Annotated in this window: 21 protein-coding genes; 14 read left to right on the top strand and 7 right to left on the bottom strand. The window is 63.8% G+C overall.

Annotated elements, in window-relative coordinates; translation table 11 throughout:
- Nucleotides 1–495, bottom strand: a complete 495-nt coding sequence (locus tag IB267_RS29300; RefSeq protein WP_192450967.1) for an acyl-CoA thioesterase — start codon at nucleotides 493–495, stop codon at nucleotides 1–3.
- Between the two features lie 197 nt (nucleotides 496–692).
- Between IB267_RS29300 and IB267_RS29295 the strand changes: the two genes are divergently transcribed.
- Complete coding sequence (locus IB267_RS29295) at nucleotides 693–1,163, top strand: DUF2867 domain-containing protein (RefSeq protein ID WP_192450966.1); 471 nt, start codon at nucleotides 693–695, stop codon at nucleotides 1,161–1,163.
- Here the strand turns inward: IB267_RS29295 and IB267_RS29290 are convergent.
- A complete protein-coding gene (locus tag IB267_RS29290; RefSeq protein ID WP_192450965.1) occupies nucleotides 1,160–1,756 on the bottom strand; it encodes a TetR/AcrR family transcriptional regulator in 597 nt (198 codons plus the stop codon). The two genes, IB267_RS29295 and IB267_RS29290, sit on opposite strands and share 4 nt — an antisense overlap.
- A 121-nt stretch (nucleotides 1,757–1,877) precedes the next feature.
- Here IB267_RS29290 and IB267_RS29285 point away from each other — a divergent pair, with 121 nt between their 5' ends.
- Nucleotides 1,878–3,116, top strand: coding sequence for an MFS transporter (locus IB267_RS29285; protein ID WP_192450964.1), 1,239 nt, complete (start codon nucleotides 1,878–1,880; stop codon nucleotides 3,114–3,116).
- A 43-nt stretch (nucleotides 3,117–3,159) separates the two neighbouring features.
- Here IB267_RS29285 and IB267_RS29280 read toward each other — a convergent pair whose 3' ends face one another.
- Both IB267_RS29280 and IB267_RS29275 read right to left on the bottom strand, forming a co-directional pair.
- The gene (locus tag IB267_RS29280) at nucleotides 3,160–4,245 is read right to left on the bottom strand and encodes a TraB/GumN family protein (protein ID WP_192450963.1); all 1,086 of its coding nucleotides are present in this window, start codon (nucleotides 4,243–4,245) and stop codon (nucleotides 3,160–3,162) included.
- Nucleotides 4,246–4,344: 99 nt separating this feature from the next.
- Nucleotides 4,345–5,280, bottom strand: coding sequence for a tyrosine recombinase XerC (locus tag IB267_RS29275; protein ID WP_192450962.1), 936 nt, complete (start codon nucleotides 5,278–5,280; stop codon nucleotides 4,345–4,347).
- A gap of 135 nt (nucleotides 5,281–5,415) precedes the next feature.
- Between IB267_RS29275 and IB267_RS29270 the strand changes: the two genes are divergently transcribed.
- Both IB267_RS29270 and IB267_RS29265 read left to right on the top strand, forming a co-directional pair.
- Entirely contained in the window at nucleotides 5,416–6,339 is a 924-nt protein-coding gene (locus tag IB267_RS29270; protein WP_192450961.1) for a GNAT family N-acetyltransferase, read from the top strand.
- Between the two features lie 69 nt (nucleotides 6,340–6,408).
- Entirely contained in the window at nucleotides 6,409–7,542 is a 1,134-nt protein-coding gene (locus IB267_RS29265) for an AAA family ATPase (RefSeq protein ID WP_192450960.1), read from the top strand.
- A gap of 53 nt (nucleotides 7,543–7,595) precedes the next feature.
- Here IB267_RS29265 and fsa read toward each other — a convergent pair whose 3' ends face one another.
- The gene (fsa, locus tag IB267_RS29260) at nucleotides 7,596–8,249 is read right to left on the bottom strand and encodes a fructose-6-phosphate aldolase (protein ID WP_192450959.1); all 654 of its coding nucleotides are present in this window, start codon (nucleotides 8,247–8,249) and stop codon (nucleotides 7,596–7,598) included.
- Nucleotides 8,250–8,428: 179 nt separating this feature from the next.
- Here fsa and IB267_RS29255 point away from each other — a divergent pair, with 179 nt between their 5' ends.
- From IB267_RS29255 to IB267_RS29220, 8 genes are all read left to right on the top strand, one after another.
- On the top strand, nucleotides 8,429–10,645 hold the full coding sequence (locus tag IB267_RS29255) for a primosomal protein N' (RefSeq protein ID WP_192450958.1): 2,217 nt from the start codon (nucleotides 8,429–8,431) through the stop codon (nucleotides 10,643–10,645).
- A 138-nt stretch (nucleotides 10,646–10,783) separates the two neighbouring features.
- Nucleotides 10,784–11,170, top strand: coding sequence for a hypothetical protein (locus IB267_RS29250; protein ID WP_043619162.1), 387 nt, complete (start codon nucleotides 10,784–10,786; stop codon nucleotides 11,168–11,170).
- Between the two features lie 263 nt (nucleotides 11,171–11,433).
- Nucleotides 11,434–11,994 (top strand): F0F1 ATP synthase subunit delta, encoded by a 561-nt coding sequence (locus IB267_RS29245; protein WP_305728137.1) that lies wholly within the window; start codon nucleotides 11,434–11,436, stop codon nucleotides 11,992–11,994.
- The gene (atpA, locus tag IB267_RS29240; protein WP_043619148.1) at nucleotides 11,994–13,523 is read left to right on the top strand and encodes a F0F1 ATP synthase subunit alpha; all 1,530 of its coding nucleotides are present in this window, start codon (nucleotides 11,994–11,996) and stop codon (nucleotides 13,521–13,523) included. Before IB267_RS29245 ends, atpA begins: the two co-directional genes overlap by 1 nt.
- A gap of 27 nt (nucleotides 13,524–13,550) precedes the next feature.
- Nucleotides 13,551–14,432, top strand: coding sequence for a F0F1 ATP synthase subunit gamma (locus IB267_RS29235; protein ID WP_043619147.1), 882 nt, complete (start codon nucleotides 13,551–13,553; stop codon nucleotides 14,430–14,432).
- Between the two features lie 24 nt (nucleotides 14,433–14,456).
- On the top strand, nucleotides 14,457–15,974 hold the full coding sequence (gene atpD / locus IB267_RS29230; protein WP_043619145.1) for a F0F1 ATP synthase subunit beta: 1,518 nt from the start codon (nucleotides 14,457–14,459) through the stop codon (nucleotides 15,972–15,974).
- Between the two features lie 120 nt (nucleotides 15,975–16,094).
- Nucleotides 16,095–16,496: a F0F1 ATP synthase subunit epsilon gene (locus IB267_RS29225; protein ID WP_192450957.1), complete on the top strand. Its 402-nt coding sequence runs from the start codon at nucleotides 16,095–16,097 to the stop codon at nucleotides 16,494–16,496.
- 187 nt (nucleotides 16,497–16,683) lie between these two features.
- Nucleotides 16,684–18,111, top strand: coding sequence for a mannose-1-phosphate guanylyltransferase/mannose-6-phosphate isomerase (locus IB267_RS29220; protein ID WP_192450956.1), 1,428 nt, complete (start codon nucleotides 16,684–16,686; stop codon nucleotides 18,109–18,111).
- Between the two features lie 86 nt (nucleotides 18,112–18,197).
- On the opposite strand, the gene IB267_RS29215 is transcribed toward IB267_RS29220, so the two are convergent.
- Nucleotides 18,198–19,301 carry a saccharopine dehydrogenase family protein gene (locus IB267_RS29215; protein WP_192450955.1) on the bottom strand — a complete coding sequence of 368 codons (1,104 nt, stop codon included), beginning with the start codon at nucleotides 19,299–19,301 and terminating at the stop codon, nucleotides 18,198–18,200.
- A 125-nt stretch (nucleotides 19,302–19,426) separates the two neighbouring features.
- Here IB267_RS29215 and IB267_RS29210 point away from each other — a divergent pair, with 125 nt between their 5' ends.
- Nucleotides 19,427–19,858, top strand: a complete 432-nt coding sequence (locus IB267_RS29210; RefSeq protein WP_043619168.1) for an Lrp/AsnC family transcriptional regulator — start codon at nucleotides 19,427–19,429, stop codon at nucleotides 19,856–19,858.
- 36 nt (nucleotides 19,859–19,894) lie between these two features.
- On the opposite strand, the gene IB267_RS29205 is transcribed toward IB267_RS29210, so the two are convergent.
- On the bottom strand, nucleotides 19,895–20,809 hold the full coding sequence (locus IB267_RS29205) for a DUF6030 family protein (protein ID WP_246810889.1): 915 nt from the start codon (nucleotides 20,807–20,809) through the stop codon (nucleotides 19,895–19,897).
- Between the two features lie 285 nt (nucleotides 20,810–21,094).
- Between IB267_RS29205 and IB267_RS29200 the strand changes: the two genes are divergently transcribed.
- The gene (locus IB267_RS29200) at nucleotides 21,095–22,000 is read left to right on the top strand and encodes an aminoglycoside phosphotransferase family protein (protein WP_192450954.1); all 906 of its coding nucleotides are present in this window, start codon (nucleotides 21,095–21,097) and stop codon (nucleotides 21,998–22,000) included.
- Nucleotides 22,001–22,318 lie beyond the last annotated feature (318 nt).

Genomic DNA, 22,318 nt, shown 5'->3' with positions numbered 1-22,318 from the left:
TCATTCTTCCGAAGCGGACCTGAGGGCGTGGAAACGCTCCTCGAACTCGCGCCTCAGGCTGCGCCGTGCCTCGGCAGCGCGCTGCCGGCGTTTGCGGTCGGCTGTGTCGGTGACAAGGGCAGGGACAGGCGTCGGGCTGCCGTCGGCATCGACGGCGACCATGGTAAAATAGCAGGAATTGGTGTGGCGGCGCTCGCCGCTGCGGATGTTTTCGGCCTCGACCCGGATGCCGATTTCCATCGAAGTGCGGCCGGCATTGTTGACGGCTGCACGGAAGGTGACGAGCTCGCCGACATGGATCGGCTGGCGGAAGGTGACCTGGTCGACCGAGAGCGTCACGGCATATTGCTGCGAAAAGCGCGAGGCACAGGAGAAGGCGACGCGATCGAGGAGATTGAGCAGCGCGCCGCCATGGACCTTGCCGCTGAAGTTCGCCATATCCGGCGTCATCAGCACGACCATTTCGAGTTCGCGTGTGTCGTAGCTGGTTTCCATTGTCCATCTCCAGATTTGCAGCGTTCCGCCTGAGTTATGCAGCTTGCCGGAGCGAAGGGAAGGGGCGGAGTCGGGTGCTCTGGACGAGGGGATGTGACGATTGGCCCGAGGGCTGCGACAAGCGGTCTTCTGTCCAGGCACGGGGGAGGGCGCAATCATGTCCGCAAGGACAGACGACGCGCGCGTCAGGAGGAAAGATGAAACCGAGAGCCGTGGCCATATCGCTGCCGAGCCGGCACCTACCGGATGCCGATTGGGCCGACCGCTTCGAGCTTGCGCTTGACGGCAAGGGCGTGACCGCGGCGGAAGCCGCCGAACGTTCGCTTGGCCGGTCGCCGCGGTGGGTCCGCGTGCTGCTGGGCCTGCGTAACCGCATCGTCTCGGTCGTCGGCCTGAAGTCGGCGGCGCCCTCCAGCCGCCTGGGGCTGATCGGTGCGTTTCCTGTCGTATCGAAGAGCGATGACGAAGTGGTGCTCGGCTTCGACGACAAGCATCTCGATTTCCGCATCGTCGTCGATGTCAGGGCGGGATCTGCTGTCAACCAGATCGTCGGCGTCACCACGCTCGTGCGCAGGCACAACACGCTCGGACGGGTTTACCTCTTGGCCGTCACGCCGTTTCACAAGGCGATCGTTCCGACACTTCTTTCGCGGGTGGCGGGCCCCTAAGCCCGGCCTTCGGTTCTCAGTCCGGACAAGAGCAGGTCGAGATTGTCGCGTGCGCTGGTGAGGCGCAGGGCCGGATCGTCCGCCTCGGCAATCCAGAGCGCCGCGTCGGTGAGCGCGCCATTGATCAGCCGCGCCAATGTCTCCGCGTCTCCTTTCCGCACGACGCCCGCGGCCATCATCGCCGAAAGCCTGGCGGCAAGCGATGCGAGGCATTGGCGCCGGCTCGGTTCCAGCATGCTTGCGCCGAGTACGGCCGGGGCATCTTTCAAGACGATCTGTCGGATTTCCGGGTCGAGCGACATCTCCAGATAGAGCCTGCAGCGGCGCACGAACCCGTCCCACGGGTCCGGGGTCGCGGAGGCTGCGTCGAGCCGTGTATCCATCTCGCCGTCCAGGGTCTCCACGACCGCACGCAGCAGGCCCTTCTTGTCGCCGAAGTGATGATAGAGCGCGCCGCGCGTGAGCCCGGCGGCGGCGGTGAAATCGTCCATCGACGTCTCCGCGTAGCCGCTTCGGGTGAACGCTTGCCGGGCAGCGGCGATCAGCTTTGCCCTTGTTTCCGCGATCATGTCGCTGCGCGCGCGCCTCGTCATCGGCAACTCCTTTTGCATACGGTGCGTATGCTAATTGACATGCACAACGTATGTCAATATCACTTGCATACGCTGCGTATGTTAATTCGGCGGCGCTAAAACACCCATTGCAGGAGCTTCCATGGCCAATCCCTACGCACAGATCTTTGCCGCCAAAGGCACGGTGGGCTTCACCCTGGCGGGATTGGTGTCGCGCCTGCCGCTGTCGATGATGGGCATCGGCATCATCACCATGCTGGCCCAGTCCCGCGGCAGCTATGGCTTGGCCGGCGGTGTGGCCGCCGCCTTCACGCTTGCCTCGGCACTGCTGGCGCCGCAGGTTTCCCGGCTCGTCGACCGCTTCGGCCAGAGCCGGGTGCTGCCGGTTGCCGCAGCGCTCAGCCTTCTCGGCACGTCGGCCCTCCTCGCCTCGACCCATTGGCGGGCGCCGGACTGGACGCTCTTCGTCTTTGCAGTAATTGCCGGGTGCACGCCGAGCATGTCGGCGATGACCCGGGCGCGATGGACCGAGCTCTATCGCGGTCGCCCGGAGCTCAAGACCGCCTTTTCGCTCGAATCGGTCTTCGACGAGATCTGCTTCATCGTCGGCCCGCCCATCGCAGTGGGCTTAAGCGTCGGTCTGTTTCCCGAGGCCGGGCCGCTGGCTGCCGCTGCATGCCTCGCCATCGGGGTCACCGCCTTCGTGCTGCAGAAGGGCACCGAGCCACCGGTCAAGCCTGCGGAGACGATGGCGCCCGGTTCGGTCCTTCGCTACCCCGCGCTGCGCGTCCTGATCGTCGCGCTTGCCGGCATGGGCGTGATCGTCGGCACGATCGACGTGGTCAGCGTCGCCTTTGCCGAGGCCGAAGGGCGGCCGGCGGCAGCGAGCCTCGTGCTCTCCCTCTACGCGCTCGGTTCCTGCATCGCCGGCCTGGCGTTCGGCGCGACCAGGATCGGCCTGCCTTTGGCGAAGCTGTTCCTGATCGGGGCGGGCATGACGGCCGCTACCACATTGCCGCTACTCTTTGCCGGCGGGATCGGCAGCCTTGCGACGATGATGTTCATTTCGGGCGTGTTTTTTGCGCCGACGATGATCGTCGCGTTGAGCATCGGCGAAACCGCCGTGCCGCCGTCGAAGCTGACGGAAGGGCTGACCTGGTTGACCACGGGCCTCGGGATCGGGGTTGCGGCGGGTGCCGCGGTGTCAGGGGGTGTGGTCGCACGCTTCGGCGTTCAGGCCGGCTTCACCATTGCGCTCGCCGCTGGTGTCCTGATCCTTGGCGCTGCGTTCTGGGGCTATCGCGGCCTGTCGCGGATCGAGGGCGATGGTGCAACCGCAGGCGCAGCCGAGGTCGTTTCGCGCGCCGGTGCGCAGGGCTGAGGCGGGGGCAATGTGCCGGCGGCGTCCGTTGCCGGCCTACCCGTCAGTTGGCGCGCGTGACCGTAAAGCCCTGGCCGCGCAGCAGCTCAACCAGGCCTTCCTTGCCCGGTAGGTGCAGTGCGCCGACGGCCATGAAGGCGCCACCGTCCTTCAGGATCGGTTGGGCGCGCGTCGCCATGGTTTTGTTGCGGTCGACGATGATGCGCTGCTCGAAGTCGGCATAGCCGAAATCCTCGGCGCTCTTGTCCGACACGGCCTTCATCATCGGCATGATCATGCCGGTGTCGCCGGAGAGATAGAGATCGGTCATCGTCGCGAAGACGTCGTCGATGGTCTTGCCGAGCGCGAGCGTCTCGATGAGGGCGCGCAGGTGCAGTTCGGTCGGCAGCGAGTCCATGGCGGCGAGCTGTTCGACCAGCGTTTCCAGGCCCTTCAGCGTCTTGCCCTGACTGACCGCATCCTCGGCGATCTTCTTGTCGAGGAAGGAGGCGCCCGCGGCCTTGCGGCTCATTTCGCAGGCGGGCAGCGCGACGAAGCTCGCGATCATCCAGGGCTTCATGCGTGAAACCAGGGGCAACGGAATGCCGCGTGCCTTGAGGCCCGTTTCGAGCTGTTCGCGGTCGTCGGGCTTCAGGAAGTCTGCGATCGTCTTGTTGTCCGGAAGCATGGTGAGATCGGGCCGCATCAGGATCGCGGCGGCCGACTTCTTCTCATCTATGATCTCGTCCGATTCGACGATGACGGTCGAGGCTGCCTCGAAGGCGGCGGGCGCCTCGGTCGGCAGGGCCAGCACGCGCGGATCGGTGACATGCATCGTGCCGAGCAGCCAGGACGGCGCGACACCGTCCTTCTCGATCTTCCAGAAGATGCCCTTGCTGTTCGGGATGGCGGCGGCTTCCGCTTCGAGTGCGGCCAGTTTCGTCGGATCGGATTTTGCAAGCGCGGTCAGAACGTTCGTGCCGCCGCATTCCACCTCTGCGGCGTCGGCCTCAGCGACAAAGACGAGTGCGACGATGAGGCAGGCGGCGAGCAGGACATGCAGCAGGGCGACCAGCCAAAGTGCGCCGTCGGCGAGCCGCGCAAGCAGGTGCCGCGGCAGGTTTTGCTGAGGTCTCGCAAAGGCGGTCATCGTTCTTCCCTGACAGTCGCATGGTCGATTGCCGACCCTAGGCCCGGGCCGGTCACAGCTTCCTTAATGGGCATGGTTAATCCGCCCTTTCGCCGAAAATCAGGCGCGCGGGTGGGCGCGGTCGTAGATCTCCAGAAGCCGCGCCGAATCGACGCCGGTATAGACCTGGGTGGTCGACAGGCTGGCATGGCCGAGCAGTTCCTGAATGGTCCTGAGATCGCCGCCGCCGGCCAGCAGATGCGTGGCGAAGGAGTGGCGCAGCGCATGTGGCGTTGCGGTCTCGGGCAGCCCGAGCGCGCCGCGCAGCTTCTGCATTTCGCGCTGGATGATCGCCGGCTGCAGCTTGGCACCGCGCGCGCCGAGGAACAACGGCGCATCCGCGGCGATCGAGTAGGGGCAGAGCTTCAAGTAGGTGGCGACCGCCGCACGTGCCGCTTCGATCAGCGGCACGATGCGCGTCTTGTCGCCCTTGCCGACGATGCGCAGCGACGTGGGTGCGCCGGAAAATTCCGACGGCGTGAGGCCGAGCGCCTCGGAAATGCGCAGGCCGCAGCCATAAAGCAAGGTCAGCACCGCTGCGTTGCGTGCGGCGATCCAAGGCTCCTCGGCAAGCTGCGCCTGCGACGTTACGACAGTCAGCGCGTCGCGATCGGTGAGCGGCTTCGGCAGGGATTTAGGCTGTTTGGGCGAGCGCACCGCGGCCGCACCGGCCGCATTGGCAAGGCCGTTGCGTTCGAGATAGCGCAGGAAGGAGCGAAGCCCGGCCAGCCCGCGGCCGAGCGTGCGGGCGCCGGCGCCGCCCTTGCGACGCTGGGCGAGGAAGCCGCGCAGGTCGGCCGGCCTCAGTGTACGGATGTCGGAAAGCCGCGGCGGCCCGGCGAGATGGCCGGTGAGAAACGTCAGGAATTGCCGGGTGTCGCGCTCATAGGCCTCGACGGTGTTGTCGGAGAGGCGGCGCTCCCGCATGAGCCCGTCAAGCCAGCGCTGACGCTCGGCAAGAAGCTCCGGATGGCCGATGACGAGGAGCTCGTTCATTGTCGCTTTCCATTGATGGTCCGCCCGCGACAATGCCCTGACGCGTCTTAGGTTTTTGCTAATGCACCCTTGGAATTTGTCATTCTTCGATCATATAGAATTGCGATGGTCAGCCGCAAACAAACGGATCGGACTATGGCGGGACGGGATTCAGTGAACGGAATCGCGCATTTTGCTGAAGTGATCGCCCTGGTCTCCCAGGGGCAGCCTGGCCACATCGTCGACACCCTGATTGCCGAACGCGGTCAGCGGATCGTCAAGAGCCCGCTCTGGCCGCTGATGCGGCCTTTTCTCTATACGCTGCTGAATTATCGCAAGGCGCACGAGTTTGCCGATGCGGTCGCCAACATGCCGGGATTCCAGGCCTTCGAGCATCTGAGCTCGCTGTTGTCGCTGGAGGTGCGGGTCGATCGCGCCGAGCGCATTCCGCAGAAAGGTGGCTTCCTGCTCGTCAGCAACCACCCGACCGGCATTGCCGATGGGATCGCAGTCTTCGACCTCTTGAAGAGCCGGCGGCCGGACATGATGTTCTTCGCCAATCGCGATGCGATCCGCGTCAATCCGCGTTTCGTCGAAATGGTCATTCCGGTCGAATGGCGCGAGGAACACAAGAGCAAGCTGAAGGCGCGCGAGACGCTGCAGGTCACCAACCGGGCGATCGGCGAGGGCAAGGCGACCGTGCTCTTTCCTTCCGGGCGCATCGCCTATTGGGCCGATGGTTGCCTCAACGAACGGCCATGGAAGACGTCGGCCGTGGGCTTTGCGCGTAAATACGGGCTGCCGATCCTGCCGGTGCATATGAGCGCCCGCAATTCCGGCCTGTTCTACTGGTTCGCCAAATGGTCGACCGAGCTGCGCGACATGACGGTGTTCCACGAGCTGCTGAACAAGAAGGGCGATCTCTTCGACTTTCGCATCGGCAACCTCATTCCGCCGGAGGCGCTGGAGGGCGAAGCGGGCGAGGTGACGAAGGCGCTCGAACGGCACACTGTCTTCGATCTGGCGATGGATGCCGACGCGGCGTTCAGGCCCAGGCTGCAAACGGCGGCCGCGCTCTAGCGACCGTCGTGGTCCACGCAAACGCCATCGGGCTTCACCCCGCGCGGCGGATCGGCTAGGTCTTGAGCCATGCAGCTTCAATCCATGTTCGCCGAAAACTACCGTTCGCTGAAGTCGATCCGCATGGATCTGACCGGGGTCAACCTGTTCATCGGCGAAAACGGCGTCGGAAAGTCCAATCTCTATCGCGCGCTTCAACTCGTGCAAGCCGCCACGCGCGGCACGCTGGCGCGTGAGATTGCCGAGGAGGGCGGCATGTCCTCGGCGCTCTGGAGCGGCCGTCGGCGTGCCGACAAGCCGGCGCGCATAAGGCTCGAAACCGAGCTTCTGGACGAGGAACGGGCGATCACCTTCCGCTACCGGATCGAGGCCGGGCTGCGTCCGCCGAAGGCTGCGGCCGGGTTCGCCTATGAGCCGCAAGTCAAGGAAGAGGAACTGACGGTCGAAACCGGCCGCCGTCCGGTGACGATGATGAAACGATCCGGGCCCGGCATCTTCGTGCGCGGCGAACGCGCGCGGATGGAGGGTTATCCGGAGCAGGCGTTGACGTCCGAGACCGCGATCTCGCTGCTCGGCGACGCCGGCCACTACCCGGAGGTCGGCACTTTCCGCCGTGCAGTCGAACAGTGGCGCTTCTTTCACGGCTTCCGCACCGACCGCGATTCGCCGCTGCGGCTGCCCTGCCTTGCGGTGACCGCGCCGCTGCTCGACGAGACCGGCGTCAATATGGCGGCGGTCTTTGCGACGCTCCGCCACACGCGCGAAGACACGGTCGACCTCGACCGGGCGATCGCCGATGCGTTCGGCGGCGCTTACCTCGATGTTCCCGAACCCGGCCAGTTCGCCGAATTCTCGCTGGTCTTTCCGGATTTTCCCAGCCGGCCGTTTTCGCCGCGTGAGCTTTCCGACGGCCAGATGCGCTTCCTGGCGCTCGCCGCCGCTCTGCTCTCCTACCGGCGTCCGCGCTTCATCGCGCTCAATGAGCCGGAGACGAGCCTGCACCCGGACATGCTGCCGGCGCTTGCCGACATGATCGCCAGCGCTTCCAGGGAGAGCCAGATCTGGATCGTCACCCATTCGGAAAGACTGGCGGAAGAAGTGCGCCAGCGCTCAGGTATCCGTCCGCGCCGGGTGATCCGCAAGGACAGCGCCACCTGGATCGACGGCATGCGGCTGACAGGGCTGATGGACGACGACGAGTAGGCAACAAAAAACCCCGCATCGCTGCGGGGTTTATTTGTTCATTCCCGAAACAATCAGGCGATCTTCTGGCCGGTCTTGGCCCAGTCGGCCAGGAAGGTTTCGAGGCCCTTGTCGGTCAGCGGGTGCTTGACCAGCGCCTTCAGCGTTGCCGGCGGCGCGGTGACGACGTCGGCGCCGATGAGGGCGGCTTCCTTGACGTGGTTCACGGTGCGGATCGAAGCTGCAAGGATCTCGGTCTCGTAGCCGTAGTTGTCGTAGATGTGGCGGATCTCGCGGATCAGGTCCATGCCGTCGAAGGCGATGTCGTCGAGACGGCCGACGAAGGGCGAGATGAAGGTGGCGCCGGCCTTTGCCGCAAGCAGTGCCTGGTTGGCCGAAAAGCACAGGGTCACGTTGGTCTCGTGGCCGTCCGAGGTCAGCGCCTTGCAGGCCTTCAGGCCGTCGAGCGTCAGCGGCAGCTTGATGCAGATGTTGTCGGCGATCTTCGCGAGAACGGCCGCTTCCTTCATCATCTCCGCATATTCGGTCGCGGTCACTTCAGCCGAAACCGGACCTTCGACGATCGAGCAAATTTCCTTCGTGACTTCCGTGATGTCACGGCCCGACTTCAGGATCAGCGACGGGTTGGTGGTGACGCCATCGAGAAGGCCGAGATCGTTCAGCTCGCGGATTTCCTTGACGTCGGCGGTATCAACGAAAAATTTCATGGGGTCACTCCCTTGGGGCACGATTGCCGTTCGGCGCATATCTACCGGGGAGGAATTCCGTTGGCAGAGATCGCGCGCGTTGAAACTCTGGTGGAACCGTGACAAACCCTGCGGCCTGCAAGGCTGCGGTTCGCAGCGCAGTTTTCTTTAACCGAAACACGTGGCAAGGTCACGGCAAAATGACTCGCGATTCAACCGATTTATTCGGCGATTTGCTCGGGCCCGTTTCGGCCCGTCGCGTCGTGCCGGTCCTGGTGCCCATGCCGGCGCCGAAAGCCTATTCCTATGCGGTTCCCGACGGCATGGCGGTCGAGCCGGGCTCGATCGTGCAGGTGCCGCTCGGCCCCCGCCTCGTCGTCGGCGTGGTCTGGGATGGCGACGATGACGGGAGCGTCGACGCCAAGAAACTCAAGACGATCGAGAAGGCTTTCGACTGCCCGCCGCTGACGCGCGACATGCGGACCTTTCTCGATTGGGTGGCCGCCTATACCGTCACGCCGCCGGGGCTGGTCGCGCGCATGGCGCTTCGCGCACCCGCCGCGTTCGATCCGGAACCGATGGTGGAGGCGCTGCGTCTCACCGAGATGCGACCGGAGCGCATGACGGCGGCGCGCGAACGGGTGATCGCTGCCGCCAGCGACGGCTTTTCCTGGACACGCTCGGGGCTGGCGCATGCCGCCGGCACGTCGTCGAGCGTCATCGAAGGGCTGACCCAGCAAGGCGTCTTCGAGACCGTCTTCATGGCGCCGCCGCCGGTCGTCGCCCTGCCGGATCCCGATTTTACCGCCCCCCGGCTCGAAGGCCCGCAGAAGGATGCAGCTGCCGATCTGCTGGCAGCGGTCGAGGAGGGCGGTTTCTCGGTGTCGCTGATCGACGGCATCACCGGATCCGGCAAGACAGAGGTCTATTTCGAGGCGATCGCCGCGACGCTTCGGGCGGGCAAGCAGGTGTTGATCCTGCTTCCCGAAATCGCGCTGACGTCGAGCTTCCTCGAACGCTTCCAGGATCGTTTCGGCGCCAAGCCCGCCGAGTGGCATTCGGACTTGGCCCCCCGCACCCGTGAAAAGGTCTGGCGCCAGGTGACGACCGGCACGGTCCGTGTCGTTGCCGGCGCCCGTTCGGCGCTGTTCCTGCCCTTCGAGGAACTGGGTCTCATCATCGTCGACGAAGAGCACGACCCTGCCTACAAGCAGGAAGACCGCGTCTTCTACAATGCGCGCGACATGGCGGTCGTTCGTGGTCGCATCACCGGTTTTCCCGTCGTGCTCGTCTCGGCGACGCCGTCGCTCGAAAGCCGGGTCAATGGTGACGTCGGCCGTTACAAACCGATCCACCTGCCGACCCGTTTCGGTGATGCGGCGCTGCCGCGGCTCGGCGTTGTCGACATGCGCCAGCATCCGCCGGCACGCGGCGGGTTTCTCTCGCCGGTGCTCTTGAACCAGGTCGGCAAGGCGATCGAGCGTGGCGAACAGGCGCTGCTGTTCCTCAATCGTCGCGGCTATGCGCCGCTGACGCTGTGCCGCGTCTGCGGCCATCGCTTCCAGTGCCCGGATTGTTCGAGCTGGCTGGTCGAGCATCGCTTCCGCGGGCAGATCCAGTGCCACCAGTGCGGCTATTCCGAGCGCACGCCGGAAGCCTGCCCGGAATGCGGCACGCTCGATCATCTGGTCGCCTGTGGGCCGGGGGTCGAACGCATCGCCGAAGAGGTGGAGCGGCATTTTCCCGAGGCGCGCACGATCGTGCTTTCTTCCGACCTGATGGGCGTCAAGCGGCTGAGGCTTGAACTTGAAGCCATCACGCGTGGCGAGGCCGATATCGTCATCGGCACGCAACTCGTCGCCAAGGGCCATAACTTTCCGCTGATGACACTGGTCGGCATCGTCGATGCGGATCTGGGACTTGCGAACGGCGATCCGCGTGCGGCGGAGCGGACCTTCCAGCTGCTCTCGCAGGTGACCGGCCGTGCGGGCCGAACGGGTCTCAAGAGCCTTGGGTTGCTGCAGACCTATCAGCCGCAGCATCCGGTGATGCAGGCGATCGTGTCGGGCGATGCCGACGCCTTCTACGATCGTGAGATCGCCGAGCGCGAAAAGGCGCTGCTGCCGCCGTTCGGTCGGCTCGCTTCGCTGATCGTTTCGGCCGACACCCGGCAGGATGCCGAGGGCCATGCTCGGGGCTTGCGAATGGCAGCGCCAAGGACGGATGGCATTTCCATCCTCGGTCCAGCCGAGGCGCCGCTGGCGCTGGTGCGCGGGCGGCATCGCTTCCGGCTGCTGGTGCATGGCCGGCGCAACAGCGACATGCAAGCCTTCGTCAAGGCGATGATCGCCGCCGGCCCCAAGGAGCGCGGCTCGATCAGCGTCCAGCTCGACATCGATCCCCAAAGCTTCCTGTAGTTCAAGTTTCCTGTGATCGCCGCATTGAAGAGGCCGTGGGCGATTCACAACCGGGACGACATGCGCTAGAGGTCAGGGACGCATCGCTCCGGCCGACGACGGAGCGGCATGACAACGGGCTCATCTGCGGGAACGGGCATGGAGTTTTATATTCCGACGGAAACCGGCGAGTTCCTCGCCTTCTGTGCGGCGGCGGCGGCAGCGCTGATCGGCGTCGTCATGCTGTTTGCTCCGCGGCTGACCTTTCGCTTGGCCGGCATCGGCATTGCCGAGGGACGGCGCGGCGGCCTTGCCGAGGCGCGCTCGACCATGGGCGGCATGCATCTGGGACTCGGACTTGCTGCCATTCTGCTCGCCCAGCCGATGGTTTATCTGGCTGTCGGGGCTGCCTTTGCGCTCGCCGCCTTCGGCCGAATCCTCTCTATGATGAGCGACAATGGCAGCACGCTCTACAACTGGGCGGCGCTCATCGTTCAGGCGGCGCTCGCCATCCTTCCGCTCGGCTATGTCTTCGGCATGATCTGATCGCGATTGCGGGCATCCCCGCGATTCACAGCGCAGGACCGAATTTACGGCAAAATTCGGCCAAAGGTGGCCGACTTATGCCGCATTCCTGCCGTTCGCGTGTTGCGAGTCCAAACATCCTATGCTAGACGAACCGCGAATTGCGGGGGAAGTGGGTCGCCAGGCCTCGATATCCTGCAAATTATTGCAGCAAATTCAAGAGCTTAAGTTGACGGCCCACCGCCAGCACCGTTCTTGGATGAAATTGAGAGAAGCTTGTGCCCGTGGCAGACACATCCCAGCTTATTTCCGGTGTTGCAGAAAGATATGCGTCCTCGCTTTTTGAACTCGCGCTCAGCGCCGGTTCGGTCGAGGCAGTCGGTGCGGATCTCACCCGCGTCCAGACCCTGATCGACGGTAGCGACGATCTGAAGCGGCTGATCGCCAGCCCGGTCTTTTCTGCAGACGACCAGTTCAAGGCCATTTCGGCTGTTGCAGCGAAAGCTGGCATCTCCGGGCTCGTTGGCAACTTCCTCAAGGTCGTTGCCCGCAATCGCCGCCTCTTCGCGCTGCCGGGCATGATCAAGGCGTTCCGCCTGATCGCCGCGCGCCATCGTGGCGAAATTTCCGCCGACGTCACGTCGGCCCATGCGCTCTCCGCAGCGCAGGAAACTGAATTGAAGGCGACGCTTAAGAGCGTCACCGGCAAAGACGTGGCGGTCAACGTCACCGTCGACCCGTCTATTCTTGGAGGTCTGATCGTCAAGGTCGGGTCCCGCCAGATTGACACTTCCCTTCGCACCAAACTCTCTAGCCTTAAGCTTGCACTGAAAGAGGTCGGCTGATGGATATCCGCGCCGCGGAAATTTCCGCAATTCTTAAAGATCAGATCAAAAATTTCGGCCAGGAAGCAGAAGTCTCCGAAGTCGGTCAGGTGCTTTCCGTCGGTGACGGTATTGCCCGCGTCTACGGCCTCGACAATGTCCAGGCAGGCGAAATGGTCGAATTCCCGGGTGGAATTCGCGGCATGGCGCTGAACCTCGAAGCCGACAACGTCGGTGTCGTTATTTTCGGTTCGGACCGTGACATCAAGGAAGGCGACACCGTCAAGCGGACTGGCGCCATCGTGGACGTTCCGGTTGGTCCGGAGCTGCTCGGCCGCGTCGTCGACGCGCTCGGCAACCCGATCGACGGCAAGGGCCCGATCAACGCCAAGCAGCGCGCACGCGTTGACGTCAAGGCTCCGGGCATCATTCCGCGCAAGTCGGTTCATGAGCCGATGTCGACCGGCCTCAAGGCCATCGACGCTCTGATCCCGGTTGGCCGTGGCCAGCGCGAACTCGTCATCGGCGACCGCCAGACCGGCAAGACCGCGATCATCCTCGACACGATCCTCAACCAGAAGGCCATTCACGACAATGGTCCGGATGGTGACAAGCTGTATTGCGTCTACGTCGCAATCGGCCAGAAGCGTTCGACGGTTGCCCAGTTCGTGAAGGTTCTGGAAGAGCGCGGCGCCCTGCAGTACTCGATCATCGTTGCTGCAACGGCTTCCGATCCGGCTCCGATGCAGTACCTCGCACCGTTCGCCGGCTGCGCGATGGGCGAATACTTCCGTGACAACGGCAAGCACGCTCTCATCGGCTACGACGACCTGTCCAAGCAGGCCGTTGCCTACCGTCAGATGTCGCTGCTGCTGCGCCGCCCGCCGGGCCGCGAAGCTTACCCGGGCGACGTTTTCTACCTGCACTCCCGCCTGCTCGAGCGCGCTGCAAAGCTGAACGACGACATGGGCGCTGGCTCGCTGACGGCTCTGCCGGTCATCGAAACGCAGGGCAACGACGTTTCGGCGTTCATCCCGACCAACGTGATCTCGATCACTGACGGCCAGATCTTCCTTGAAACCGACCTGTTCTACCAGGGCATCCGTCCGGCCGTTAACGTCGGCCTGTCGGTTTCCCGCGTTGGCTCGGCCGCGCAGATCAAGGCGATGAAGCAGGTTGCCGGCTCGATCAAGGGCGAACTCGCCCAGTATCGCGAAATGGCCGCCTTCGCACAGTTCGGCTCGGACCTCGATGCCGCTACGCAGCGCCTGCTGAACCGCGGTGCCCGCTTGACCGAACTCCTGAAGCAGCCGCAGTTCTCGCCGCTGAAGACGGAAGAGCAGGTCGCTGTCATCTTCGCAGGTGTCAACGGTTACCTCGACAAGCTGCCGGTCAACCAGGTCGGCAAGTTCGAGCAGGGCCTGCTTTCGTACATGCGTTCGGAAGGCAAGGACATCCTGGAAACCATCCGCAAGGACAAGGCGATCTCCGACGACGTCAAGGGCAAGCTGAAGGCTGCAATCGACAGCTTCGCCAAGTCTTTCGCCTGAGCGGATTTCAGTTAGGACGGATAACGGATGCCTTCACTTAAGGATCTGAAGAACCGGATCGCCTCCGTCAAGGCGACGCAGAAGATCACCAAGGCGATGAAAATGGTCGCCGCGGCGAAGCTTCGGCGTGCGCAGGAGGCGGCTGAGGCCGCCCGGCCTTACTCGCAGCGTATGGCTGCCGTTCTCGCCAACATCGCCCAGGCGGTTGGCGCGGACGACAGCGCGCCTGCGCTGATGACCGGAACCGGCAAGGACGATACGCACCTTCTGGTCGTCTGCACGGCTGAACGCGGCCTTTGCGGCGGCTTCAACTCGCAGATCGCCCGTCATGCCCGCGACCACGTTCGCAAGCTGCTTGCAGCCGGCAAGACGGTCAAGATCATCTGCGTCGGCAAGAAGGGCTTCGATATTCTGCGCCGCGAATACGCGTCGCTGATCATCGACCGTGTCGACCTGCGTGAGGTCAAGAAGATCGGCTTTGAAAACGCCGACCAGATTGGCCACAAGGTCATCGCGCTCTTCGAAAAGGGCGAGTTCGATGTCTGCACGCTGTTCTATTCTGAGTTCAAGTCCGTTATCGCCCAGATTCCGACGGCTCAGCAGCTGATCCCCGCTTCGGCCGGCCCGGTCGCAGCGGAAGCATCGGATGCTTCGGCTGTCTACGAATATGAGCCGGACGCGGGCGCGATCCTCAGCGATCTCATTCCGCGCAACATTTCGGTGCAGATCTTCCGGGCCTTGCTCGAGAACGTCGCAGGCGAAATGGGTGCCAAGATGAGCGCGATGGATAACGCGACGCGCAATGCTGGTGAGATGATCAACAAGCTGACGCTGAACTACAACCGTCAGCGCCAGGCTCAGATCACCAAGGAACTCATTGAAATCATCTCGGGCGCGGAAGCGCTCTAAGGTCACGAGAAGAGGGTAAGGATTATGGCTAAGGCAGCTACCCCGAAAGAAACCGCAGCGGAGAAGAAGCCCGCTGCACCGAGGAAGGCAGCTTCCGCCAAGACCGCAGCAGCAGCCGCAACCGGCGCTGTCGGTCGCGTAACGCAGGTCATCGGCGCCGTCGTCGACGTCGCGTTCGACGAAGGCCAGCTTCCGCAGATCCTGAACGCGCTGGAGACCGACAACAACGGTAACCGCCTCGTTCTCGAAGTCGCACAGCACCTCGGTGAAAACTCCGTTCGCACGATCGCCATGGACTCGACCGAAGGTCTGGTTCGCGGCCAGTCGGTTACCGACACCGGCGCACCGATCACGGTTCCGGTCGGCGACGAAACGCTCGGCCGCATCATGAACGTCATCGGCGAGCCGGTTGACGAAGCCGGTCCGCTCGTCACCTCCGGCAAGCGCGCCATCCACCAGGAAGCGCCGTCCTACGTCGAGCAGTCGACGGAAGCGCAGATCCTCGTCACCGGCATCAAGGTCGTCGACCTTCTCGCTCCTTACGCAAAGGGCGGCAAGATCGGCCTCTTCGGCGGCGCAGGCGTCGGCAAGACCGTTCTCATCATGGAACTGATCAACAACGTCGCCAAGGCGCACGGTGGTTACTCGGTGTTCGCAGGCGTGGGTGAACGTACCCGCGAAGGCAACGACCTCTACCACGAAATGATCGAGTCCGGCGTTAACAAGCACGGCGGCGGTGCAGGCTCCAAGGCTGCGCTCGTTTACGGCCAGATGAACGAACCGCCGGGCGCCCGCGCTCGCGTCGCTCTGACCGGTCTGACGATCGCTGAAGACTTCCGCGACAAGGGCCAGGACGTTCTGTTCTTCGTCGACAACATCTTCCGCTTCACCCAGGCAGGCTCCGAAGTGTCGGCTCTGCTCGGCCGTATCCCGTCGGCCGTGGGTTACCAGCCGACGCTGGCGACCGACATGGGTCAGATGCAGGAACGCATCACCACCACGACCAAGGGTTCGATCACCTCGGTTCAGGCCATCTACGTTCCGGCCGACGACTTGACCGACCCGGCGCCGGCAACCTCGTTCGCCCACCTGGACGCAACGACCGTTCTGTCGCGCTCGATCGCCGAAAAGGGTATCTACCCGGCCGTTGACCCGCTCGACTCGACCTCGCGCATGCTCGACCCGATGATCGTCGGCGAAGAGCACTACGAAGTGTCGCGTAAGGTGCAGACGACCCTGCAGCGCTACAAGGCTCTCCAGGACATCATCGCCATCCTGGGCATGGACGAACTGTCTGAAGAAGACAAGCTGGCCGTTGCCCGCGCTCGTAAGATCGAACGCTTCCTGTCGCAGCCGTTCTTCGTCGCCGAAGTCTTCACTGGTTCGCCGGGCAAGCTCGTCGCTCTCGAAGACACGATCAAGGGCTTCAAAGGCCTGGTCAACGGCGAGTACGACCATCTGCCGGAAGCTGCCTTCTACATGGTTGGCTCGATCGAAGAAGCGATTGAAAAGGCCAAGAAGCTGGCTGCTGAAGCCGCTTGATAGCACTGTTAAGCCTCGGCGCTGCACAAGCGCCGAGGCTTTCATCCTGTCCTTTCGCAAGGATAGGGAAGACATGCACAGCCGCCTCTCAGGTGGCGCGCCCACAAGAAGTGAATGGTCATGGCCGATTTCAACTTTGAGCTTGTTTCCCCCGAGCGCCTGCTCGTCTCCGAAAAGGTGACGGAAGTCGTCATTCCGGCGACCGAGGGCGAGATGACCGTGATGGCCAATCACGCGCCGACGATGACGACGGTGAAGCCCGGCGTGGTCACGGTGAAGCTGGCCGACGGCAAGACGGAGCGCTTTGCGGTGTTTGGCGGCTTTGCCGACATCCTGCCGACCGGCTGCACGCTGCTCGCCGAATCCGCCGTTCATGTCGATGAACTCGACCGCACGGCTCTCGAAAGCCGTATCGACGCGGTTCGCGCCGAGCTGGAAGGCGCCGGTGACGAGAAGAAGACCCGTCTGGAGCAGTTCGTCGCCGAACTGACCAAGCTCGGCGAGACCGTCATCCCGGCCTGAAAGGGACACCCGGAAGGGTGAAGCGCAGAAACAAAGCCCCGCCTTCGAGCGGGGTTTTTTTATGCATTCATCCGGGCCGCTCCCGCTGCAACGCGGCTGGTGGCTCCCATCGGCGACTTTAGCTATTCTTCACCGTCGATCCTGTATTCATCGATGACCACGCAGCCCACGAGGAAAGACCGCTGGCATGACGTCTAAGATTGTTCCTGTCATCATGGCCGGTGGAAAGGGCACCCGACTGTGGCCGCTCTCGCGCTCCGCCGCGCCGAAGCAGTTCCTGCAGATCCTTTCCGAGCGATCGCTGTTTCAGCAGACGCTCGAGCGTGTCGGCGACCGAACGCGCTACGAGCCGGCGATCGTCGTCACCAACAGCGACTTTCGCTTCATCGTCGCCGAGCAGGCGCGCACGATCGAGGCCGCGCTCGGCGACATTCTCCTGGAGCCGGTGGCGCGCAACACCGCACCGGCCCTTGCCGCCGCCGCCTTCGCCGTGCTTGGCCGTTACGGCGAAGGCGCGATCATGCAGGTGCTCGCTTCCGATCACGAGATCGACGCCGGCGTCCTCTACGAGGATAGCATCCTGAGAGCGCAGGCGGCCGCCCAGCGGGGAGAGCTGGTGACGTTCGGCATCACCCCGACTGAACCGGCAACCGGCTACGGCTATATCGAATGCGGCGACGAACTGGCCGAAGGCACGAACCGGGTGGCGCGCTTCGTCGAGAAGCCGGATCGGGTGAAAGCCGAGGCGATGATCGCGACCGGGCGCTATCTCTGGAACTCCGGCCTGTTCATGCTGCCCGTGACGCTCTTTCTTGACGAGTTGAAGCGGTTTGCGCCGGAGGTCTTCGACGCAGCGAAGGCCGCCGTCGAAGGTGCCTACAAGGATCTCGACTTCACTCGGTTGCATGGCGAAAGTTTTGCTGCAGCACCTGATATTTCCATCGACTATGCGGTGTTCGAAAAGACCGAACATGCCGCCGTTGTGCCGTCTTCCTTCCCCTGGTCGGATCTCGGAAGCTGGGATGCGGTGTGGAAGACCGGGCGCAAGGACGCCGATGGCAATGTCGTGACGGAGAGGGCGACGGTCTCGAACACCCGCAACTCGCTGGTTCTGTCGCGCGACATTCACCTGGCGGTCCAGGGGCTGGAAGACGTGGCTGTCATTGCCGGCGAGGACGCCGTCTATGTCGGGCGGCTGGATGACAGCCAGAGCGTCGGCCATATCGTCAAGGCGCTCGCCCGCTCTCCCAAAACCGCGGCGCTGACGGAAGTGCATCCGACCTCCTATCGTCCCTGGGGCGCGGTGGCCGCACTTTCCGACGGTGAGCGCTTCTCGGTGAAACGCCTACACGTGACGCCCGGCAAGAAGATCTCGCTGCAGAAGCACCATCACCGTGCGGAGCACTGGGTCGTCGTGCGCGGCACGGCGGAGATCACCATGGGTGGCGAGACGCGGCTGCTCCACGAGAACGAGTCGGTGTTCATTCCGCAGGGCACGGTGCACCGGCTGCACAATCCGGGCAAAATCCCGCTGGAACTGATCGAGGTCCAGACCGGTTCCTATCTCGGCGACGACGACACCGTCCGCATCGAGGACGAATTCGGCCGCGAATAGGCGCATCGCATCGTTGTCCTACGGCGAAACGAAAAATGCCCGGGCGAAACCCGGGCATTGAAGTCGGCGCTTCAGGACTGATTGGCTCAGCCGGCGACGCGCGCGCTCTCGCCCTTCTGGGCGTAGTAATGGCCGAAGCGGTTTGCGAGGAAGGTGTCGAGGCCGATGTCTTCCTGGCGAACGAAACCCTTCTGCGCGATCTTGCCTTCGGCAAGCAGATCGAGCACGGCGCAGATGCTGCCGGCGGTGGTGATCTGGATGCCGCTCTGCATGCGACCGGCAACGACGCCGCTATAGACCTTGTTGGCGTAGGTTTCCTGGATCAGGCGACCGTCGCGGAAGCCCGAAACGGTGACGAAGATCACGACGACGTCCTGGGTGGTGGTCGGCAGCGAATTTTCGAAGATGTCCTTGAGGACTTCGCGGCGGTGACGCAGGCCGAGGTCGTTGAGGAGCGCCTTCATGATGGCGGCGTGACCCGGGTAGCGGATCGTCTTGTAGTTCAGCGTGCGGACCTTGCCCTTCAGCGTTTCGCACAGCGTGCCGAGGCCGCCCGAGGTGTTGAAGGCTTCGTAGGTAACGCCGTCGAGCGAGAACTCTTCGCGCTCTTCCATGGCCGGCACTTCGATCAGGTTGCTCTCAACGATCGCTTCGCAGGGCTCGATGTATTCGTTGATGACGCCGTCGGTGCTCCAGGTGAGGTTGTAGTTGAGCGCGTTCGACGGGTACTGCGGCAGGGCGCCGACGCGCATGCGCACGCTTTCCAGCGTCTGGAAACGGCTGGCGAGGTCGTTGGCGACGATCGAGATGAAGCCCGGTGCGAGGCCGCACTGCGGAATGAAGGCGGTGTTTGCCTTGGCGGCGATCGCCTTGACCTGGCGGGTGGATTCGACGTCTTCGGTAAGATCCAGGTAGTGGATGCCGGCTTCGGCAGCGGCTTCGGCGATGGCGACCGTCAGGTGGAACGGAGCCGCGCTCAGAACCGCGAACTTGCCGGAGAGAAGCGCGACGAGCGCGTTCTTGTCGCCGATGTCGACGGTCGCCGTCGTGATCGCGGCATGCTTTTCGACCTGCTCCAGCTGCTCGGCGGCGCGGTCGGCGACGCAGACGCTGTAGTCGCCGGTGTGTGCCAGCATGCGAGCGATGGTGGAGCCGATCTTGCCTGCTCCGATGACGACGATATTCTTCATTCTTTCCCCCAGGGCATGAGAACTGTTTGTGTCTCTATTGTTGTGGGAGGGGCTGTTGATTTGAAGCGCTGATGTGACTAAATCGCCTATCTAAATTCGGCAGATTGCCCAACTGGACCGACGAAATGCAGATTACGGACAAGGATCGGGAGCTCCTCGCCATCTTGAGCGAAAACGCCCGCATGCCGACGGCGACGATTGCCCGAAGGCTCGGCCTGTCGCGCACGACGGTGCAGGCTCGCATCGAGCGGCTGGAGCGCGAAGGCATCATCGCCGGCTATGGCGTGCGCCTGTCGGAAAGCTACGAGAAGGGGCTTGTCAAGGCGCATGTGCTGATCACCATTGCGCCGCGGGCGCTCTCGCGCGTGACCCCGGAGCTGAGCGCCATCCGGGAAATCCAGACGCTGCATTCGGTCAGCGGCAGCTTCGACCTGATTGCCGTCGTTGCCGCGACGTCGATCAGCGAACTCGACCTGCTGATCGACCGCATCGGCGAGATCGACGGCGTCGACCGGACGCTGTCGTCGATCATTCTCTCGACGCGGATCGATCGCTAGACCGTCCTTCGGTTCGAGCGACAGGCGGCGCGATCATCAGGGCGGGCTGGCGGCCGGTTCGGATTCCTCTTTGCCCGTGCCCGTTCCGTCCGGCACCTTGGCCGGGGCGTTCCAGGCACTCGGTCCCCGAACGAAACTGCGCAGGCTGCCATCGCCATAGGCGAGCCACTTGCTGCGGTCGAAATATTGCTCGGCAATGCTCTTCGGGCGGGCACGGGCGGACTGGTTGGCGAGGAAATTGTAGCGCTGTGTCTCCTCGTCGGATTCACGCTTGAGCTGGATGCGGCTGCCAAAGCGCTTGAGGTCGAATTCCCTCAGCGCCTGGATCTGCAAGGTGACGCTGGCCGCATCCGCCCAGCGCACGTGATCGAGGAAGACGGATGCCGCCCGCGCTGCTGCCGTCGTCACCGCCTGGCTGTCCTCCTGGCGCTCGATGTTGAGCTTGACGCGGAACGACGAGATCTCCTCCTCGCCGCTGCCCTTGACGAAGATGAAGATCGACGAGGGTTTGTCCTCGCCCGGCCGGGGCAAGGAAATCAGCGAGGAGCATTCCCACTGGGCCCGTTCGCCGGCGCTCGATTTCCATTCGAGTTCCCGAAATCCGGCATCGCGCAACTCGTCGCAAAGCGCCTTTGGGTCGCTGCGGATGACGCGCAGGAACTGCTGCTCCGGCGTCTGCAGGTCCTGGAAGGTCCAGGCGGGCAGGACGACGCGCGGCGGCACGCGCCTCTCGCGCTTCGTGCCCGTCGTCTCGTCTGGTCTCCCTCTTTCGAGAAAGGTCGTCGGCAGGCCGAGTGCGAGCAGAACCTTCTTCAGATTGCGTTGCTCGTTGGCGAGCAGGGCCGTCGCGACGATGGCGGTGACGATCAGCAGCAGCGCCACGATGAAGAAGCGCAGACCGGTGCTTCGAGCCGGCTTGCCGGCGGGCGTCTTGCCTTTGGTCGTGCTCATGCAGCCTCGCTCGCCCGATGATGGGCGATGAGTTGCGGAGCCTCCAGCGAAGGGCGGTCGGTCTGCCGGGTTTCCATGATCTCAGGCTAGCAAGATGTCCAAGCTTTCTTCATCCTCGAAATCCGTCGCTGCGGCAATATGCAACCACCGATAACCGCGTGGCGACTGTTGCATCTCGGAACAATTATTCGGTGAGCCATCGCCGGAGTGAACTAAAAAGTTGAAATCCGGAAGTGACTGCCTAACTAGCGTCCGCAGAAATTAAAACCGGAGCGCATGTCCGTCATGACAGAGCCGACATCCACAACGCCGTCGATCGACGTAGCACTGGTGCGCCGGCTACTCGCGGCGCAGTTTCCGCAATGGTGGGACCTCGACCTACGCCCGATCGAACCGGGCGGCTGGGACAACAGGACGTTTCGCCTCGGCGACCGGATGACCGTCCGGTTGCCGAGCGCCGAACACTACGTTCTGCAGGTGGAGAAGGAACATCGCTGGCTGCCGCTGCTGGCGCCGCAACTGCCGCTGCCCATTCCGGTGCCTCTCGGAAAGGGCGTGCCGGGAGAGGGTTTTCCCTGGCCCTGGTCGGTCTATCGATATCTTACCGGGGACACACTGGCTGTGGAGCGGGTCGATGATGTCGGGCAGGTGGCGAAGGACCTGACGGGGTTCCTGCGCGCGCTGATGCAAGCGGATGCCACTGGTGGGCCCATGCCCGGCGATCACAATTTCCATCGCGGCGCACCGCCCGCCTTCTACGACGCGCAGACGCGCCAGGCGCTTACGCTGCTTGCGGGCGATGTCGACACGATGGCGGCAGCAGAGGTCTGGGAGGCCGCACTTGCCGCACCCTTCGAGGGAGCGCCCGTCTGGTTTCACGGTGATATCGCCTGGGGCAACCTGCTGGTCGAGAACGGCAGCCTCAGCGGCGTCATCGACTTCGGTACCTCCGGCGTCGGAGACCCCGCTTGCGATCTGGCGATTGCCTGGACGTTCTTCGACGGCGAAAGCCGCGAGATCTTCCGTGATGGCATGGCTCTCGATCACGGCGCCTGGGCGCGGGGCCGCGGCTGGACGCTGTGGAAGGCGCTGATCGTACTTGCCGGCATGGCTGGCGCGCCGGCGAGCGAAAAGGCAAAGCAGCGCGTGGTGATCGACGAAGTGCTTGCGGATCACCGTCGCTACGGCTGAGACCGGTTGCGCGCCGGCCAGGCGCCGACTTGACCCCGGCGCAAATTGCCTCTAGGTCAGGCGCACGCGGGACGACCCGCGTCGGTGTTTCGCCTGGGGACGGCCCCATTATCTCGACCGAGATATTGGAGACGATCGTACCATGCAGCCCCGTAGCCCGCGGCACGCCCGCGTGACCATTTCCTTCATCGAGCAGCCCGATCACCCCGCCCGAAGCCATCGTTTCGTGGAACGATCCCGGACGCCGATCGCTTTGCCAACATATTGAAGCGCGGGTGGCCGCCCGCGCGCGCCGCCGACGTTTCGTCACCAACGCAC

Source organism: Ensifer sp. ENS09, assembly GCF_014852425.1.
In the GTDB taxonomy this organism is placed as follows: Bacteria; Pseudomonadota; Alphaproteobacteria; order Rhizobiales; family Rhizobiaceae; genus Ensifer.
This window is presented reverse-complemented; position numbering and strand designations above follow the sequence as displayed.